21 protein-coding genes are annotated in these 17,454 nt (G+C 69.7%); 6 read left to right on the top strand and 15 right to left on the bottom strand.

Annotated features, from left to right (window positions below):
- Positions 1-40 precede the first annotated feature (40 nt).
- On the top strand, positions 41-1,150 hold the full coding sequence (gene serC, locus ACTWNK_RS06645) for a phosphoserine transaminase (protein WP_474302772.1): 1,110 nt from the start codon (positions 41-43) through the stop codon (positions 1,148-1,150).
- Here serC and ACTWNK_RS06640 read toward each other — a convergent pair.
- The 5 genes from ACTWNK_RS06640 to ACTWNK_RS06620 form a co-directional block, all read right to left on the bottom strand.
- Positions 1,147-1,515, bottom strand: coding sequence for a BlaI/MecI/CopY family transcriptional regulator (locus ACTWNK_RS06640; RefSeq protein WP_474302770.1), 369 nt, complete (start codon positions 1,513-1,515; stop codon positions 1,147-1,149). The genes serC and ACTWNK_RS06640 overlap by 4 nt on opposite strands.
- 97 nt (positions 1,516-1,612) lie before the next feature.
- Entirely contained in the window at positions 1,613-2,233 is a 621-nt protein-coding gene (locus ACTWNK_RS06635; RefSeq protein WP_474302768.1) for a rhomboid family intramembrane serine protease, read from the bottom strand.
- 117 nt (positions 2,234-2,350) lie between these two features.
- Positions 2,351-3,127, bottom strand: coding sequence for a crotonase/enoyl-CoA hydratase family protein (locus ACTWNK_RS06630; RefSeq protein ID WP_474302766.1), 777 nt, complete (start codon positions 3,125-3,127; stop codon positions 2,351-2,353).
- A 7-nt stretch (positions 3,128-3,134) separates the two neighbouring features.
- Positions 3,135-3,908 (bottom strand): SDR family NAD(P)-dependent oxidoreductase, encoded by a 774-nt coding sequence (locus tag ACTWNK_RS06625; protein ID WP_474302764.1) that lies wholly within the window; start codon positions 3,906-3,908, stop codon positions 3,135-3,137.
- Positions 3,909-3,956: 48 nt separating this feature from the next.
- Positions 3,957-4,295 (bottom strand): STAS domain-containing protein, encoded by a 339-nt coding sequence (locus ACTWNK_RS06620; protein WP_474302762.1) that lies wholly within the window; start codon positions 4,293-4,295, stop codon positions 3,957-3,959.
- Between the two features lie 72 nt (positions 4,296-4,367).
- Here ACTWNK_RS06620 and ACTWNK_RS06615 point away from each other — a divergent pair, with 72 nt between their 5' ends.
- Positions 4,368-5,411: a potassium channel family protein gene (locus ACTWNK_RS06615; RefSeq protein WP_474302760.1), complete on the top strand. Its 1,044-nt coding sequence runs from the start codon at positions 4,368-4,370 to the stop codon at positions 5,409-5,411.
- Here the strand turns inward: ACTWNK_RS06615 and ACTWNK_RS06610 are convergent.
- The 5 genes from ACTWNK_RS06610 to ACTWNK_RS06590 form a co-directional block, all read right to left on the bottom strand.
- Positions 5,359-6,147 (bottom strand): energy-coupling factor ABC transporter ATP-binding protein, encoded by a 789-nt coding sequence (locus ACTWNK_RS06610; protein ID WP_474302758.1) that lies wholly within the window; start codon positions 6,145-6,147, stop codon positions 5,359-5,361. The genes ACTWNK_RS06615 and ACTWNK_RS06610 overlap by 53 nt on opposite strands.
- Positions 6,141-6,896: a cobalt ECF transporter T component CbiQ gene (gene cbiQ / locus ACTWNK_RS06605; RefSeq protein ID WP_474302756.1), complete on the bottom strand. Its 756-nt coding sequence runs from the start codon at positions 6,894-6,896 to the stop codon at positions 6,141-6,143. Before cbiQ ends, ACTWNK_RS06610 begins: the two co-directional genes overlap by 7 nt.
- The gene (locus tag ACTWNK_RS06600; protein ID WP_474302754.1) at positions 6,896-7,903 is read right to left on the bottom strand and encodes an energy-coupling factor ABC transporter permease; all 1,008 of its coding nucleotides are present in this window, start codon (positions 7,901-7,903) and stop codon (positions 6,896-6,898) included. Before ACTWNK_RS06600 ends, cbiQ begins: the two co-directional genes overlap by 1 nt.
- A 146-nt stretch (positions 7,904-8,049) precedes the next feature.
- Complete coding sequence (locus tag ACTWNK_RS06595; protein WP_474302752.1) at positions 8,050-9,882, bottom strand: glycosyltransferase family 2 protein; 1,833 nt, start codon at positions 9,880-9,882, stop codon at positions 8,050-8,052.
- A gap of 18 nt (positions 9,883-9,900) precedes the next feature.
- Positions 9,901-11,013, bottom strand: coding sequence for a glycosyltransferase family 2 protein (locus ACTWNK_RS06590; protein ID WP_474302750.1), 1,113 nt, complete (start codon positions 11,011-11,013; stop codon positions 9,901-9,903).
- A 187-nt stretch (positions 11,014-11,200) separates the two neighbouring features.
- Here ACTWNK_RS06590 and ACTWNK_RS06585 point away from each other — a divergent pair, with 187 nt between their 5' ends.
- Entirely contained in the window at positions 11,201-11,557 is a 357-nt protein-coding gene (locus tag ACTWNK_RS06585; RefSeq protein ID WP_474302748.1) for a hypothetical protein, read from the top strand.
- Positions 11,558-11,618: 61 nt separating this feature from the next.
- Here ACTWNK_RS06585 and ACTWNK_RS06580 read toward each other — a convergent pair whose 3' ends face one another.
- Positions 11,619-12,110, bottom strand: coding sequence for a pyridoxamine 5'-phosphate oxidase family protein (locus ACTWNK_RS06580; protein WP_474302746.1), 492 nt, complete (start codon positions 12,108-12,110; stop codon positions 11,619-11,621).
- A 174-nt stretch (positions 12,111-12,284) separates the two neighbouring features.
- Here ACTWNK_RS06580 and ACTWNK_RS06575 point away from each other — a divergent pair, with 174 nt between their 5' ends.
- From ACTWNK_RS06575 to ACTWNK_RS06565, 3 genes are read left to right on the top strand one after another with little or no spacing between them, the layout of a single operon-like run.
- Positions 12,285-12,749 carry a hypothetical protein gene (locus ACTWNK_RS06575; protein ID WP_474302744.1) on the top strand — a complete coding sequence of 155 codons (465 nt, stop codon included), beginning with the start codon at positions 12,285-12,287 and terminating at the stop codon, positions 12,747-12,749.
- On the top strand, positions 12,746-13,672 hold the full coding sequence (locus ACTWNK_RS06570) for an oxidoreductase (protein WP_474302742.1): 927 nt from the start codon (positions 12,746-12,748) through the stop codon (positions 13,670-13,672). The genes ACTWNK_RS06575 and ACTWNK_RS06570 overlap by 4 nt, the downstream gene beginning before the upstream one ends.
- A gap of 9 nt (positions 13,673-13,681) precedes the next feature.
- Positions 13,682-14,317 (top strand): class I SAM-dependent DNA methyltransferase, encoded by a 636-nt coding sequence (locus ACTWNK_RS06565; protein ID WP_474302740.1) that lies wholly within the window; start codon positions 13,682-13,684, stop codon positions 14,315-14,317.
- Between the two features lie 143 nt (positions 14,318-14,460).
- On the opposite strand, the gene ACTWNK_RS06560 is transcribed toward ACTWNK_RS06565, so the two are convergent.
- The 4 genes from ACTWNK_RS06560 to ACTWNK_RS06545 form a co-directional block, all read right to left on the bottom strand.
- Positions 14,461-14,964 (bottom strand): helix-turn-helix domain-containing protein, encoded by a 504-nt coding sequence (locus tag ACTWNK_RS06560; protein ID WP_474302738.1) that lies wholly within the window; start codon positions 14,962-14,964, stop codon positions 14,461-14,463.
- Complete coding sequence (locus tag ACTWNK_RS06555) at positions 14,964-15,401, bottom strand: hypothetical protein (protein ID WP_474302736.1); 438 nt, start codon at positions 15,399-15,401, stop codon at positions 14,964-14,966. The genes ACTWNK_RS06560 and ACTWNK_RS06555 overlap by 1 nt, the downstream gene beginning before the upstream one ends.
- Positions 15,402-15,465: 64 nt before the next feature.
- The gene (locus ACTWNK_RS06550) at positions 15,466-16,335 is read right to left on the bottom strand and encodes a helix-turn-helix domain-containing protein (RefSeq protein ID WP_474302734.1); all 870 of its coding nucleotides are present in this window, start codon (positions 16,333-16,335) and stop codon (positions 15,466-15,468) included.
- A gap of 22 nt (positions 16,336-16,357) precedes the next feature.
- A complete protein-coding gene (locus ACTWNK_RS06545; protein ID WP_474302732.1) occupies positions 16,358-17,302 on the bottom strand; it encodes a transporter substrate-binding domain-containing protein in 945 nt (314 codons plus the stop codon).
- Positions 17,303-17,454 lie beyond the last annotated feature (152 nt).

Below are 17,454 nucleotides of genomic sequence, written 5' to 3'. Positions count from 1 at the left end.
CGGGCCGAGCCATTTCCCGACCCTCAGTAGGCTTGGGCGGGTGGCTGACATCGTGATTCCCGCTGACATCAAGCCCGTCGACGGCCGGTTCGGCTGCGGACCCTCCAAGGTCCGCAGTGAGCAGCTGGCCGCTCTCGCCGCCTCCGGCGTGAGCGTGATGGGCACCTCCCACCGCCAGAAGCCGGTCAAGGACCTGGTCGGCCGCGTGCGCGCCGGGCTCACCGAGCTGTTCTCCGTACCCGAGGGCTACGAGATCGTCCTCGGCAACGGCGGCACCACCGCGTTCTGGGACATCGCCGCCTTCGGCCTGGTCCGCGAGAAGTCGCAGCACCTCAACTTCGGCGAGTTCTCCTCGAAGTTCGGCTCGGTCGTCGCCAAGGCCCCGTGGCTGGGCGACCCCTCGATCATCAAGTCCGAGCCGGGCACGCACCCGCAGGCCGTCACCGAGGCCGGCGTCGACGTCTACGCGCTGACGCACAACGAGACCTCGACCGGTGTGGCCATGCCGATCAAGCGGGTCGGCGACGACGACTCGCTGGTGCTGGTCGACGCCACCTCGGGCGCCGCGGGCCTGCCCGTCGACATCGCCGAGACCGACGTGTACTACTTCGCACCGCAGAAGGCCTTCGCCTCCGACGGCGGCCTGTGGATCGCCATCATGTCGCCGCGCGCCCTGGCCCGCGTCGAGGAGATCGCCGCGTCCGGCCGCTACGTGCCCGACTTCTACAGCCTGCCGATCGCCGTCGACAACTCGGTGAAGAACCAGACCTACAACACGCCCGCCGTGGCCACGCTGTTCCTGATGGCCGACCAGCTCGACTGGATGAACGCGGGCGGCGGCCTCGACTTCACCGTCGGCCGCAGCGCCGACTCCGCCCAGCGTCTGTACGGCTGGGCCGACAAGAGCGACTACACCTCGTCGTTCGCCGCGCCCGAGTTCCGCTCCAACGTGGTCGGCACGATCGACTTCGCCGAGTCGGTCGACGCGGCCCAGGTGGCCAAGGTGCTGCGCGCCAACGGCATCGTCGACACCGAGCCGTACCGCAAGCTCGGCCGCAACCAGCTGCGCGTCGCGATGTACCCGGCGATCGACCCGGCCGACATCGAGGCGCTCACGGTCTGCGTCGACCACGTGGTCGAGCGCCTCTAGTCGCCTTTGGTCCGGCGTTGCAGCTCGTCGAGGAGCGCCAGGGCGTCGGCCATGTCGACGCCCTCGGCGAACCTCGCCAGCACGGGCAGGTGGTCGGGGGTGTCGGCGAGCACGTCGAGCATGAGGCTCGCGGTGTGCTCCTCACGCGAGCGGCTGGCCGAGTAGCGGAAGGCGTTGCGCCAGGGCGTGCGCCTGAGCAGGCCCTTCTTGACCAGCCGTTCGGCGACCGTCTGGACGGTGGTGTAGGCCAGGTCACGGGTGGGCGTCTGGTTCAGCCTGCCGAGCAGTTCCCTGATCAGCAGCGGCCTGTCGGCATCCCACAGCACGTCCATGATCGCGCGCTCAAGGGATCCCAGACTCGCCATTGACCACCTCTCGGTCTCCGAGTTGGCAATATTCTGACCCATTTGATCCGCAACGGCCAGGGATCGCCCTCGGACGGCAGGTGAACACCACAGGCGGCTAAAGAGCCGGCCCCACCGCCCGAGAATGCCGCCTGCGAAGCGCCCAGGCGGCCACCACGCCGCTGATGAGGCCGCACAGGTGTCCCTGCCACGAAACGCCCGGCTGGTTCGGCAGAACGCCAGCCAGGAGCGAGTAGTACACGACGGCCACGCCCACTCCGATGAGGATGTCGACCGCGCTCCTGTCGAACACGCCACGCGCCAGGACGTATCCGAAGTATCCGAACACCAGGCCGCTCGCGCCGACCGTCACCACATAGGCCGGACTGATCAGCCACGTGCCGAGCCCGCCGACGACGACGATGAGCACACTGGCCCACAGGAACCTGCCGAGCCCGCGCATGGCGGCCAGGAAGCCCAGGACGAACAGCGGCACCGTGTTGGCCATCAGGTGCCCGAACCCGACGTGCAGGAACGGCGCGAACAGGATGCCCGTCAGGCCGCCGACCTCACGCGACCTGATGCCGTACTCCATGTCGAAGTCGCCAGGCAGGACGTAGTCGACGACCTCGATCGCCCACATCGCCGCCACGACGATCACCATGAGGACGAGTGCGCCTGCCGCACCCGCCGCCAGGCTCGCCGCACGGCTGCGTGGTGTCGCCGGGTGCTCGCTCACGTGTGTTCTCCTGCCGATTCGGGGGGCGTTGTCGCTGTGTGTCCACCGTACGCAGAAACGCGTGCGCCCGCGCTCCCGTCCTGGGGGCGCGGGCGCTCGTCACCCCGGTTGCGGCTCCTACTCGCCCTTCCAGCGAGGCGGGCGCTTCTCGGCGAACGCCGCGGCGCCCTCCATCGCGTCCTTCGAGCCGAACACCGGGCCGATGATCTCGCCCTGGCGCCTGAACATCTCCTCGAGCGGCCAGTCGGCCGACTCGACGATGACGCGCTTGGTCGCGGCCAGGGCCAGCGGGGCGTTCGCGGCGATCGTGCGGGCCAGCTCCAGCGCGCCCGCGAGCGCCTGGCCCGGCTCGGCGATCCGGTTGACCAGCCCGAGTTCGTACAGCCGCGCGGCCGGGTAGTGCGCGCCGGTCAGCGCGATCTCCATGGCCACGTGGTACGGGATGCGCCTGGGCAGCCGCATCACGCCTCCCGCCCCCGCGACCAGGCCCCTGGTCGGTTCGGGCAGGCCGAACTTCGCCTCGGAGGAGGCCACGACGACATCGCACGACAGCGCCAGCTCGAACCCTCCGGCCAGCGCGTAGCCCTCGACGGCGGCCACGATGGGCTTGGCCGGAGGCCGTTCGGCGATGCCGCCGAAACCGCGCCCCTCGACGACCGGGACGTCGCCGGTCAGGAAGGCCTTGAGGTCCATACCGGCGCAGAACGTGCCGCCCGCGCCGGTCAGGACGTAGGCCGAGACGTCGGGACGCGCCTCCAGCTCGTCGAGCGCCGCCGCGATGCCGCGTGCGACGGCGCCGTTGACCGCGTTCCTGGCCTTCGGCCTGTTGATGGTGAGTACGGCGACGCCGTCACCCACCTCGACGAGGACCTCGTCGGAAGCTGCACTGCTCAACACGGCCTCACTTGGGCTGGAAGCGGATGCCGCCGTCGAAGCGGATGACTTCGGCGTTCATGTAGTCGTTCTCGATCAGCGAGCGGACCAGGTGGGCGAACTCGTCGGCCCGGCCCATGCGCTTGGGGAAGACCACGGGCGCGATCAGCTTGGCCTTGAACTCCTCGGCGTTGGGGTTGAAGCCGTAGATCGGGGTGTCGATGATGCCGGGGCAGATCGTGTTGACGCGCACGCCGATCGCGCCCAGGTCGCGGGCCGCGGGCAGCGTCATGCCGACGATGCCTCCCTTGGAGGCGGAGTAGGCGACCTGCCCGGTCTGGCCTTCGAGCGCGGCGACCGAGGCGGTGTTGATCACCACGCCGCGCTGGCCGTCCTCGTCGACGGGCTCGGTCCTGGCGATGGCCGCGGCGCCGATGCGCATGAGGTTGAAGGTGCCGATGAGGTTGACCTCGATCACCTTGCGGTAGGAGGCCAGGTCGTGCGGTGAGCCGTCGCGCTGCACGGTGCGGGTGGCCCAGCCGATGCCCGCGCTGTTGACCACGACGCGCAGCGGCTTGCCGGTGGCGACCGCGGCGTCCACGGCGGCCTGCACCTGCTGCTCGTCGGACACGTCTGTCCTGACGAAGAGCCCGCCGAGCTCGTCGGCGAGCGCCTTGCCCCGCTCCTCGTTGAGGTCGGCGACGACCACGCTCGCGCCACTGCGCGCGAGCTCACGCGCGGTGGCCTCGCCAAGGCCGCTGGCACCGCCCGAGATGATTGCTGCTGCTCCGTTGACGTCCATATCCCGGACCTTAACGCGGCGACCGAATGAAGTTCTACACAGGGTGGCTTAAATCTCGCCGACGGCGCTGTCCACATCCGTGTAGACCTTGATGCGGCGATCCAGCCCCGTCGTGCGCAGGATCCTGGCGACCGGCGCCTGGGGTGCGGCGAGCGAGACGCCGCCGCCCTCGCCCGTGGCCAGCCGCCAGGCCTCGATCAGCACCGAAAGGCCGCTGGAGTCCATGAAAGACAGGGCCGCGAGGTCGAGCACCAGCCGTGAGCCGTCCTGCTTGATCGCGTCACGGACCTCGTCGCGCAGGAAGGGCGCGGTGAACAGGTCGAGCTCGCCTTCGACGGCGACGACGACGGCATCACCCATCGCGTGTCGCGCAAGACGCAGCTTCATCCGCCCTCCTCGATGAGCCACTGTACTTCGACATCCCCCTGTCCACGCCATGCGCAAACTACGATCACGCATATGCGGGACGAGAACGAGACGGGCATCAGGCTGCCCCACGTGGCCGTCAGCCCCCTCAGGGCGGTCATGCGGCGCGTCGTCTACGCCTGCGCGGCCCTGGGGATCGTCTTCCTGCTGGTGGCCTTCGACCTCGACGGGTACCGCGACACCTACGACGGCAAGGTCTCGCTGCTCGACGCGCTGTACTACGCGACCGTCACGGTGTCGACGACCGGCTACGGCGACATCACGCCGGTCACGCCCTTCGCCAGGCTGATCAACATCGTCGCGGTCACGCCGCTGCGGATCGTCTTCCTCGTCATCCTCGTCGGCACCACGCTGGAGGTCCTCACCCAGCGCACCCGCGAGCACATCCTGATCGGCCGCTGGAGGAGCAAGTTGCGCGAGCACACCGTGGTGATCGGCTACGGCACCAAGGGCAGGGCCGCGATCCGCACCCTGCTGGAGAACGAGCGCGACAAGGCGAGCATCGTGGTCGTCGACCCCAGGTCGGACGCGATCGAGGAGGCCGCGGCCGACGGCTTCGCCGGTGTGGTCGGCGACGGCACCCGCAGCGACGTCCTGCACCGCGCGGGCGTGCGGGCGGCCCGCGAGGTCATCATCGCCACCCAGCGCGACGACACCACGGCCCTGGTGACGCTCACCGCACGCCAGCTCAACGCCAAGGCCACCATCGTGGCCGCCGTCAGGGAGGCCGAGAACGACCCCCTGGTACGGCAGAGCGGCGCCGACGTCGTCATCACCTCGTCGGAGGCGGCCGGCCGGATGCTGGGCGTCGCCACGCAGAGCCCGGCCGTCAGCGCCCTGATCGAGGACTTCCTCGTCTACGGCAAGGGCCTCGACCTCTACGAACGCCCGGTCGAAAGCGCGGAGGTGGGCAGGAGCGCCCAGGAGTGCGCCGAGATCGTGGTCGCCGTCGTGCGATCGGGCGAGGTGATGACCTACGCCGACCCCCGTGCCTCGACGCTGCGGCTCGGCGACCATCTGGTGGTCATCCACGTGCCTCCCGTGACGATCCCGCAGCCCGACCTGCCGAGGGCGTGACCTCGGCGGGTATGGCGAAGCCGTAGGGCAGCTCCAGGCGGTGCGCGGCCAGCAGCGCCTCGTCGGCGAGCAGGTCGCGGGTGCGGCCGTCGGCGGCGATCACGCCGTCGGACAGGATGAGTGCGCGCTCGCACAGCTCAAGGGCGTAGGGCAGGTCGTGCGTGACCATGAGCACGGTGACGTCGAGCGAGCGCAGGATCTCGGCCAGCTCCCGGCGCGCGGCCGGGTCGAGATTGGACGAGGGCTCGTCGAGCACGAGGATCTCCGGCTCCATGACCAGCACGGTGGCCACCGCGACGCGACGGCGCTGGCCGAACGACAGGTGGTGCGGCGGCCTGTCGACGGCCTCCAGCATGCCCACGCGCCGCAGCGCGTCCTCGACCCGGCGCTCCAGCTCCGGGCCGCGCACGCCCGCGTTGGCCGGGCCGAAGGCGACGTCGTCGCGCACGGTCGGCATGAAGAGCTGGTCGTCGGGGTCCTGGAAGACCAGGCCCACCCGCTGGCGTACCTCCTTGAGCGTGTCCTTGCCGACCGGCGTCCCGGCCACGCGCACGGTGCCGTGCCCGGCCGTCAGGATGCCGTTGAGGTGCATGACGAGCGTCGTCTTGCCCGCGCCGTTCGGGCCGAGCAGGGCCACGCGCTCGCCACGCTCGACGGTGAGGTCGACGCCGAACAGCGCCTGGGTGCCGTCGGGGTAGGCATAGGCCAGATCGCTGACCTCCAACGACTTCACCACGACACTCCCAGGACGGTCAGCGCGAGCACGGGCAGCGCGGCCGCCGCGGCCCACTGGCGAGCGGAGGCGGCCAGGTCGTACACGACGGGCAGCTGCCCGGTGTAGCCCCTGCTCAGCATGGCCAGGTGTACTCTCTCACCCCGCTCGTACGAACGGATGAAGAGGGCGCCGGCCGAGCGTGCGACGACCGGCAGGTGCCGCAGGTCCCTGGCGACGAATCCCCTGGACTCGCGGGCCACGCGCATCCTGCGCATCTCCTCCATGATCACCTCCAGGTAGCGGAGCATGAACATGGCGATCTGCACGAGCAACTGCGGCAGCCGCAGCTTCTGCGCGCCGAGCAGGATCATCCTGGGCTCGGTCGTGGCGGCCAGCAGGATCGAGGCGACGACGCCGAGCGTGGCCTTGGCCAGGATGTTCCATGCCGCCCAGAGCCCCTGCACGCTGAGCGAGAGCCCCAGCACCTCGGTGCGCTCGCCGAGCCCGATGACCGGGATCAGCACCGCGAACGCCACGAACGGCGCCTCGACCACCATCCGCCGCGCGACGAACCCAGGCGGCACCTTCGCCACGGCCGCGACCAGGCCCAGCAGCACCGCATAGGCCGCGAACGCCCCGAACGCCTGTCTCGGCGTGGCCACCACCACCAGCGCGAACCCCAGTACGGCCGGCAGCTTGCACTGCGGCGGCATCCGGTGCACGAACGTGTCGCCGTGCCGGTAGAGCCGGTGGTGGTGACCCGCACCCATCAGACGCCGGCCGTCGTCTTCGCCCTGGCCGCATAGGCGATCCCACCCGCGACCAGCAGCGTGATGCCCACGCCCACGATGCCCGCGACGCCGACGGGGATGCCGCCGACATCGCCGTAGTCGGCCAGCGCCCACGATCCGAACAGATGGTCCGCGCTCTGCCCGAGGAAGCCCTTGTCCTCGGCCACCGACTCCAGCCCGTCGGGACTGCTGGAGGCGAAGAACGACACCACCCCCGCCAGCACCAGCGTGAGCCCGAGCCCGCCCAGCAGGAACGGCTTCGCGTTGCCCCGCGGCGCGACGGCGGGCTGCCCGCCGACCTCGGTGCTGCTCCCGTCGGCCCCCCTGAGCACCAGCGGCGCGACCAGCCCCCTGGCCCCGTGGACCAGGTCAGGCCGTACGGCGAGCACGGCCCCGACGGTCGCGGTGGTGATCAGCGCCTCGCCGATGCCGATGAGCACGTGCACGCCGCCCATCGCCACGGCCACGTCGGCGATGTCGATGGGCGCGGTCCCGCCGATCCAGAACAGCACGGTGAACACCAGCGCCGACGCCGGCACCGAGACGAGCGCGGCCAGGAAGGCGCCCACGGTGATGCCGCCCCGGCCCGGCGCCACCCTGGCGACCAGGCGGAAGACGCCCCAGCCGACGAGCACGGTGACCAGACCCATGATGGTGATGTTGACGCCGAGCGCCGTCAGCCCGCCGTCGGCGAAGAAGAACCCTTGGACGAGCAGCACGACGGCGACGCAGAGCACCCCCGTGTAGGGCCCGACGAGTATCGCGGCGAGCGCCCCGCCCAGCAGGTGCCCGCTGGTCCCGGCGGCGACGGGGAAGTTGAGCATCTGGACGGCGAAGATGAACGCGGCGACGAGCCCGGCCATGGGCGCGGTGCGGTCGTCCAGCTCACGCCTGGCCCCGCGCAGGCAGACCGCCAGGCCTGCCGCGGCGACGACGCCGGTGGAGACGGAGACGGCCGCGTTGAAGAAGCCATCGGGTACGTGCACGACAATGCCTCCGATAAGGGGGGATGTGCCCTTACTTTAGGTCATGGCCTTGCAGATGCAATGTGGTGGCAAGAGCACATCGCTGGCGCAATAGAAGGCACTCTGCGCAGGGGCCTGCACAGCACTCTCCCAGCCGATATCCGCGCTCAACGCAGAAGCCTGCGGAGCACTCCCCTGGCCGTCAGCCGTCGCACGACCGTGCTCAGCCTGCCCTTGCCCGCGGTCGCGTAAGGCCGGACCGTCCGGGGGAAGGGCCTGAGCCACCAGCTGCGCGGCGCGGCGACCGTCTCGGCGTCGGCCTCGATCCTGAACCTCGCGGGCGGCCCGCCGAGCTCCAGCTCCAGATAGGCGTCCCAGGTGCCCGGCGCGAACCTGCCCACGGCTGGCCTGGCCGCGAACGCGCCTCCCGGCAGTGCCACGACGGGCACGGCGCGCTCACGCCCGGTGCGCCGCTCGCGCCAGACGAGCTGACGCATGCTCGTCGCCCCCGGCGCCGCATTGCCGACCAGCACCTCGCCGTCCAGCAGCAGCCGATGCCCCAGCGCCCATCGGGTGCGCGTCAGCCGTACGGTGCCGGGCACGTTGATCACGTGGCCGCCGACGTCGACGCTGAGGTTGCCGTAGGACCGCGTGAAGTACGGCATGGCGACGGCGTCGCCGATCAGGCGCAGGGCCGGGCGCGTGATGCCGTTGTCGCGGTCGGCGCCCAGCCTGCCGAGCCTGACCACGCCTTCGTACTCCAGCGCGACGAACAGGTCCCACACCCCGCTGGCCAGCGCCGCCACGTCGACCTTGGCGGTGAAGGCGTCGCCCTCGCGCTCGGCCGGCACGACCACCTCGTAGGAGGGATCGTGCCTGGCCCGGAGCACCAGCGAGAGGCCGCCCTCGCTCTGCATGCCCTCCAGTGTGGCCGTGCCAGCGACCAGCAGCCTGTCGCCCTCCCAGCGCAGGCCGGTCAGCCGCCTGCGCACGGTCGCGGTCTCGATGTCGGCCAGGCGCAGCAGCCTGTCCACGTCGCCGAGCGCGTTCAGGCGCTGGCGGTCGGTGGAGTTGAGCCTGGCCTTGACGCCTTCGGTCAGCCACAGGTCGCACAGCTCGGCGACCTCCTGGGCGATCTCCTTGCGCCGCACCTCGCCCGCCTCCAGCAGCGGCCCGCCGAGCTGGGTGAAGGCGTCGAGCCTGAAGTGCCGGTAGAGCAGGTGGTCGCGCAGCGGGCCCGGCGCGATGTGCTCGGTCATCAGCGCGATGGGCCTGCGGATCATGCGCAGCCAGGCGATCGGGTCGCGGCTGCCCGGCTGCTGCATGATGCTCGTGCCGTCGGGCCGGGCGACCAGGTGGTAGCAGTCGTAGTCGGCCAGCACCGAGATGACCTGGGCATGGCAGTAGGCGTGCACGCTGAAGACGATGTCCTCGCCGACCAGCCTGTCCTCACCGAACCTGATCGCATGGCGCTCCAGCATGTCCCTGCGGAACAGCTTGAAGCAGCTCAGGCTGTTGTAGACGGCGCTCTCGGCCAGCTCGACCCGGTCGGCGTCGCGCTGGAACATCGACAGCGGCGCCCGCCGCCCGTGCCCGACTATCTTGCCGAGCACGATGTCGGAGCCGTTGCGGTCGGCCATCGCGAGCATGCGCTCCAGCGCTTCGGGGCCGAGGTAGTCGTCGGCGTCGCAGAAGAACACGTAGCGCCCGGTCGCGTGCTCGATGCCGACGTTGCGCGGCCTGCCCGCGCCTCCCGAGTGTTCCTGGTGCACCACCTTGATGGTGCCCGGGTGGTGTGCGGCATAGAGGTCGAGCAGGGCGGCCCCGCCGTCCGTCGAGCCGTCGTCGACGACGATGATCTCCTTGTTGACCCTCTGGATGAGGGCGGAGGTCAGGCATCTGTCCAGATACGCCCGGCAGTTGTGCACCGGGATGACGACACTGACGTCCACCCCCGCCCCGTCAGGCAGCAGCTCCAGCCCCGTGGGTGATCCAGTCACAGCCGCGCCCCTCAGCCGTTACATTCTGCTTCCGTTCGGTTTCAGTATGTGACGAGCAAAGGCCTTCGCGCGTGCGATCCAGGTGGTTGGTTCGGACTCGGGTCCGGGCTCGCGTGCTTTTGTCGCGCTTATAACCGGGATTTCGGCTGTCGCGGCCGTCGCCGGAGCGGGCGGGGTGGTCACCAGGTCGTAGAGCTCCTGCCTGCGCCTTTCCCTGACGAGCCGGGCAAAGGCCGCTTCCTTCTGCGGGAGGCGCGCCACGATGTCGTCGTTCAGCCATCGGTCGCAGATCTCCGCCACGAGATCGAACACCGCCGCGCGTGTCGCGTCGTCGAAGGCCGCCCAGCGCGGGCTGAACCTGCTCAGCACCTCGTTGCGGAAGTGCCGCACCATGAGGATGTCGCGCCTCGGCCCGGGCTCGGTGTGCGCCTGGACCAACTCCAGCATCTCGGCCACCTGCGGCAGCCGTTCCAGGGGGTGCACGCCGGAACGCGTGACGTTCTGGTGCCCCTCGCGCCAGGTCAGGTAGTAGCAGTCGTAGTCGGCGACCACGGAGATCACCTTGGCCCTGAAGTAAGCCATGGCGGTGAACGGCTGGTCCTCGCCCGAGCGGATGTGCTCGGGGAAGGTCAGGTCGGCGACCAGGTCACGCCGGAACAGCTTCTGCGCCGACAGCGTGTTGTAGAGGTTGTCCGCGCACAGGTCGGCCCGATCCAGCGTGCGCCTGAACATCGACTGCGGCGCGCCCCTGCCGCCCACCCCCGCCATCCGGCCGAGCACCACGTCGGAGTCGTTGCGCACGGCCATGTCCAGCATGCGTTCGAGCGCCTCCGGACCGAGGTAGTCGTCGGAGTCGAGGAAGAACACGTAATCCCCGCTCGCCCGCGCCAGCCCCACGTTCCTCGGCCGACTCGGCCCACCGGAATTCTCCTGAGATATCACCTGGATTTCCGGATATTTGCCTTGATAGTCGGCAAGCAGGGCCGCACTTCCGTCGGTCGAGCCGTCGTCCACCGCGATGATCTCCAACCGGTCCGTTCCCAGGCTCTGGGCCAGCACAGAGTCCAGACACTCACCTAGGTACGGTTCCACGTTGTACACAGCGATAACGATAGATATTGACTGTTCCATCCACTGTTCCCCCTAGTTGGGGATCCCCCATCACGCCCCTCGCGTACCACCGGGGGAGCACTTTTCCTCTCCGGTGGAGAGAACCAACCCGCAAGGGAACAGTGCCCTACCCCCCTCGTGGCCACGTGATCCAGAGGCGACGTCCGAGCGTCTACACTCAGGCAACCTTGACCAGGAGGTGGCGGACATGACATCTGATCTCCGTTGGCACAGCGCCGTCGGTGGCGCGGCCGTGCGCACGGCCGAACTCATCGTCTCCTCCGCGCGGCTGACCGAGCTGTACGAATGCTCGGCCCTACTGCGCCGCACCCGGATCCGGGCACAGGAGATCGTCGACGACGCCCGTGCGATGTTGCACGAGGCCAAGACCCGAGGTGACGACCCGATCAGGGTCCTCGCCCTCAGCAGCCAGCTCGACGAGGCACGCTCGGCCTACTCACGGGTGCTCAGCGCCTACGTGACGATCTGCCGACGGATCAACGAGGAGCGCAACGCCCTCCTGGAGGCCAGGGAAAGAGACATGCACACACCGCTGTCCGCCTGACCACTGCCTACCTGAACACAGCCAGACCGAACGCTGCGACCGCGATCGGCGTGGCGGCGGCTCACGCCTGTGGCGGGGTGATCGGCCGCTGCCAGATCCGGCTGCGCAGGTCGCTTCCCCTGACGAGCTGGATGCGCCACGGCTCCATCCTGATCAGGTGATACCCGGGATCGCGCGGCCCGGCCCGCCAGTAAGCGGCCGGGTCGTAGCCGACGCCCGCCGGACTGCCGCGCCGGTACATCTCCCAGATCGCCTCCTTGGTCTCCTGGTCCTCCACCCATCGCGAGACGGTGTCGACGTGCACGGTGTTCTGCGCCGGGCTCCAGTACGAGTAGGTGGCGTGTGGATTGCGTGCGAGATGGGCGGCCTTGACCGGTGTGCGATAGGTGGCCAGCCAGCCGATCGGCCGCTCGTCCTCCATCTGCCAGATCGGGAACAGCACCCTGGCCCTGGGCCGATCGCGCCGGTCCACCGTGATCATCGTCGCGTACTTGATGTCACGGACGTAGCGGACGAACTCGTCGGCGATCTCGGCGAAGCTGTCGACCTTCATCTGCACTCCTTGGTTCTCTTTAGTGCCTGACAGCATCTTCGGGCACCGGAATCCCGTACGGAAGACGGCACTTCGCAGTGCCTCGGTCACTTCCTCCATACCGTCGACTACTTGACGCCGTACGACAAGTACTTGATGCTTGGCGTCAAGTAGCAAGGAGAAGGGCAGGACCGCATGTCCCCTCACGAGCTGGCCGAGGACCTGCGCAGGATCGTCGGCAGCAGACTGCTCGACCCTCTCGACATCCTGTTCGGCACCGACGCCGGGCTGCGCGAGCGGCTCGACGAGCTGAGCGCCGCCTGGGCCCGCACCCTGCTCGGCGACGACGACCGGGCTGCGGCCTTCCTCGCGATCCGGCTCGTCGCCTCGCTCTATCCGGGCGACGCCCCCTTCGACCCGCCCGCCGCCTGGTGGGCCACGCCGTTCGGCAGGGTCGTGGCCAGGCGTGCGGGCCATCCGGCGGCGAGCGCCGTCCCGGTGTCGGTCGCCGCCGCGATGCTCGGCATCACCCGCCAGGGCGTGCACGACCTGCTCCGCCGCGACAAGCTCGACCGCGACGCCGACGGCGCGGTCACCACGGCCTCGATCGCGGCCCGCTTCACCCGCCACACGACCTCGTCCTCAGGAGGACGCGCATGACCGTACCCGGTGACCACGACCTCTCCCTCGCCGACGACCTGTCCGTCGGTCGGCTCGGCTTCGGCGCCATGCAGTTACCCGGCCCCGGCGTCTGGGGACCGCCCGCCGACCCGGACACGGCGCTCGCCGTGCTGCGCAGGGCGGTGGAACTCGGCGTCACGCATATCGACACCAGCGACTTCTACGGGCCGCACGTCGCCAACGAGCTGATCAGACAGGCGCTGCACCCCTATCCGGACGACCTGGTCATCGCCACCAAGGTGGGGGCCGTGCGCGACCGGCGGCGGCAGTTCGTCGGGGCGGGCGAGCCCGAGCAGGTGGCCGAGCAGGTGGAGGCCAATCTGCAGCGGCTCGGCGTCGACGTGCTCGACCTGGTCTATCTGCGGGTCGGCGGCGACGGCCTGCTCCCTCCCGGGCCGCTGTCGCTGGCCGCCTCCTTCGAGGCGCTGGCCGATCTGCGCAAGCGCGGGATGATCCGGCATCTCGGGCTCAGCGGTGTGACCGCGGGCCAGCTGGCATCGGCCCGCGAGATCGCGCCCGTCGTCGCCGTACAGAACAGGTTCCATCTGTTCGACCGGGCGAGCGGCGACGTGCTGGCCGCGTGCGAGCAGGCGGGCATCGCCTTCGTGCCCTACTTCCCGCTCTCGGCCGGGCTGCTGCGACCCGGCCTCGACCTCACGACCCTGCCGCCCGGCATGGCGCCCGCGCCCGAGGCGCTCGCCACGCTCGACCGGATCGCGGCCGGGCACGGGGCGAGCCGGGCCCAGATCGCCCTGGCCTGGCTGCTCGCCCTCTCGCCCGTCGTTCTGGCCATCCCCGGCACCTCCTCGCTCGCCCACCTGGAGGAGAACATCGCCGCGGCCCGCCTCAGGCTCACCGAGGCCGACCTGCGCGCACTCGGGCAGGCGGCCGGGGGTGCATAATCCCCGACCATGACCGAACCGATCTACCTACCCGAGACCCAGGCGTTCTACGACGCGATCGCGACCGACTACGCCGACATGTTCAAGGACCAGTGGACCGCCGACCCGCTGGACCTGGCGATGCTCACCGTCTACGCCGAGCGGCTGCGCGGCGAGGCGGTCGTCGAGGTCGGGGCGGGCCCCGGTTGGGTGACGGCCTATCTCAACGAGCACGGCGTCCGGGCGCGAGGCGTCGACCTGTCGGGCGCGATGGTGGCGGTGGCCAGGAAACTCCATCCCGGGCCGCGTTACGACGTCGGCTCGATGACCGCGCTCGACGTGGAGGACGGGACGCTCGGCGGCGTCGTGGCCTGGTACTCCATCATCCACGTCCTGCCCGGCAGGCTGCCCACCGTCTTCGCCGAGTTCCACCGCGTCCTGGCACCCGGCGGGCTGCTGCAGCTCGCCTTCCAGGTGGGCGACACGCCGCTGACGGTGAGCGAGCCGTTCGGCAAGGAGGTCTCGCTCGACTTCCACCGGCTCGACCCGGACCGCGTGGCCCAGGCGCTGAGCGAGGCCGGGTTCGTCGTCACGGCCAGACTGGTACGCGAGCCCACCGGGCGTGAGGTGGTACCACAGGCGTTCCTCACGGCCCGCCGGGTGTGAGCACGTTCCCGCCCTTGCTTCGGAGGTGCGGTCCCCGTCCCGGATGCGGCCCCGATATGAGGGGGAAAAGCCGCACCCGGGATGGGCGGGGATCAGGACGGTTCGCCGGTTCCACCCCTGGCCGGCTCGTCGCCCTCCCGCGGTCAGGACGCCATACGCTCGTCCCGGTGCCGATAGGCACGAGGCGAGCAGCCGTACGTCTCACGGAAGACCCGGCTGAAGTGCGAGGAGTCGGCGAACCCCCAGTGCGCGCCGACCTCGCCGACCGTACGGCCGAGCAACCGGGGATCGGACAGGTCACGCCTGCAGTGCTCGAGCCTGCGCTGCCTGATCCAGCGCGCGACCGAGGTGCCCTGCGTGGCGAACAGCTTGTAGAGGTACCTGGTGGAGATGAAGTGCGCCGCCGCGACCGACTCGGGGGAAAGGTCGATGTCGGGCAGGTGGTCGTCGATATAGGCGTGAATGCGGTCGAGCAGGCCGTCTCCGGGAGCGGTCGCGGCCGAGACGATGTCGGTGACGGCGTCGCGTACGACTTCCCTGAGGCGCGTCGCGGTGGCGTCGTCCGCCAGCAGATGCCTCGGCAACGTGAGCACCAGCATGCCCACGTCGTCGTCGCTGACGTACGCCACCGACACCATCTCGCCCATCAGGAGACGTACTCCCTGTTGAGCGACAACGCGATGAAGGACAGCGGCCTGTCGACGCGGTCGTAGCCCAGCGGGCAGTGCCGCATCCCCGCGGGGATGTACAGCGCCGTCGTGGTGTCGATGACGTAGCGCTCCCCCTCCAGCTCGATCCAGGAGACCGCGCCGAGGTCGTTCTTGTCCTCGGGGTTGTTGCCCATCCAGATCAGCACCTCGTCGTACTGATGGGTGTGCTCAAGGACGTACGGGTTCGGGGTGGGCACCTCGTAGATCCAGCTGTAGGCAATGTGGATCTTGCTGGGGTCCACCTGCCAGCCGCTCATCAGCGCGAAAGCGCCGCTGGTGCCCTTCTCCACTTCGCCGTAGGCGAGCTCGCCCTCGTTGGGCAGCTCCTCACGGACCATGTCCCTGACGAACAAGTGCTCATAGGTGCCGGCCACCGGGCCTCCTTAATGCGGGGGATTTCCCTCACACTAAGGACGCCCTGACCTGGGCGAACAGGCACTAAGCGCGGCCAGTGTGGTACTTTTCCCGGATCTCCCGACGGAAGTCCCCTGGTGTCACACCAGCCTCACGCTTGAAGAAGCGCCCGAAGTAGGACGCGTCCTCGAACGCCAGCGCACGGGCGATCTGCGCCACGGACAGGTCGCTCTGGGCCAGCAGGCGTTTGGCCTCCAGCGTGAGCGCGTCCCTGATGATCTCCCCTGGGCTGCGGCCCGTGGCCTCCCTGACCGTCTCGGCCAGATGCCCCGAGGTGACGCCCAGCCGGTCGGCGTAGGCCCGCACCGAACGCACGTCCGCCACGTGCTGGGCCACCAGCCGCGTGAAGGCGCGCGTCAGCACCGACGAGCGCGCGCCCGCCTCCTCCTCGCTTCCGGCATGCAGCAGCCGCCCGCTGGTGACCAGCAGGATCTGCAGCAACGACTGCAACATCGAGGCGAACCCCGAAGGCCGCTCGCGGTACTCCTTGCGCATGCGGGTCAGCAGCTTGGTCATGGTCGCCGCGTCGTCGCCCGTCAGGCTCAGCTCAGGCCGCTCGCTCAGGCCGTGGAAGAAGGCCGGCTCCTCCTGCCACAGCAGGAACTCCTCGGTGAACAGCACCAGCGTGCCGTCCACCGGCACCTCGAAGTCCCAGTGGTGCACCTGGCCCGGCGCGATGAAATACATCGTGTCCGGCCTGATCGGCGAGGAACGGAAGTCGATCGTGTGCGTGCCGCTTCCCGAGCTGACATAGAGGATCTCGTAGAAGACGTGCCGGTGCGGAAAGGCCGCCCTCGACCACGATCCCATCTCCTCGAAGGTGCCGACGGCGAAGGGCGAAAGCCCGATCGGCACCGGCACCTCGATCTCATGCATCGGCAACACGTGGCTCACACCCCCGAGTGTAGGAAGCCGGTCAGGACGTGGCGAGGTTGATACCGGGCTCGTCGATCGGCTTGAGGCCGTAGCCGCCCAGGATCGTGTCCAGCGTGCCCTCGGCCTTGAGCTCCTTCAGGGCGATGAGCAGGGCGTCGGCCAGCGCCTTGTCCTTCTTGGCGACGAACATGCCGACGTACGTGGGCGCGAAGCCCTCGGCGACGATGGCGATCGGCGAGCCCTGGCTGATGGCGTACTTCGCCGTCTCGGCGACCAGCACCTCGACGTCGACCCGGCCGGAACGCAGCGCCAGATCGGCGTCCTGCGCGGTCGGGAACTCCACCGGCTGCGCCGCCGCCTTGCCCTGGGCCACGCACTTGTCGGCGGCCTCCTTCACCACCTGCACGTCGGTCGTACCCCTGATGGCCGCCACCTTCTTGCCGCAGACGTCGTCGAGCGACTTGATCGACTCCGCCTTGTCCTTCGCGGTCACCAGGACCTGCGAGGACTGCATGTAGTCGACGAAGTAGCCGATCTTCTGACGTTCCGCGGTGTCGGAGATGCCGTCGTCCGCCATGTCGTACCGCCCGCCCGCCACACCCGGCAGCAGCGCCTCCCAGGCCACGTTCGCGATGGAGTACTCGAGGCCGAGCTTGGCCGCGACGGCCTTGCCGACGTCCGGGGTGATGCCGCCGGTGATGTTGTTGTCGGCATCGGTCAGCAGGTACGGCAGGTTGGGCAGCGTCGTGCCCACATTGATCTTCCCCGCCTGCTTGAACCGCTCGGGCAGCGCGGCCACGGCCGCCGCCGACTCGCCACCACCGGCGGGCGCCTGGGTCGGGGCCGTGGTCGCGGGCTGGGTCTGGGGCGGGGCCTGGGTCGGGTCGGCCTTGGGCTCGCTCGTTCCACACCCGGCCAGTACGGCGAGCGCGGCGACGACCGCACAACCACGCGAGATCACTGGCGAGATCGCTGAAAGGGACATGACACTCCTCTATCCAGATACAGCAGATGACCCGGCGAGATCCGGCGGGTCGTCGGGACATCCATGGGGGTCGGCCCTGGGGCCTGTCGGCGGTGGAAGTTGCCGGCCGTACGGCAGACCTGGTGTCGGCGGCGGCACAGCCGGACCTGGGG

This window comes from Nonomuraea sp. IBHARD001 (assembly GCF_056106265.1).
The sequence above is the reverse complement of the archived record's forward strand: the minus strand, read 5'-3'. Positions and strand labels throughout refer to the sequence as shown.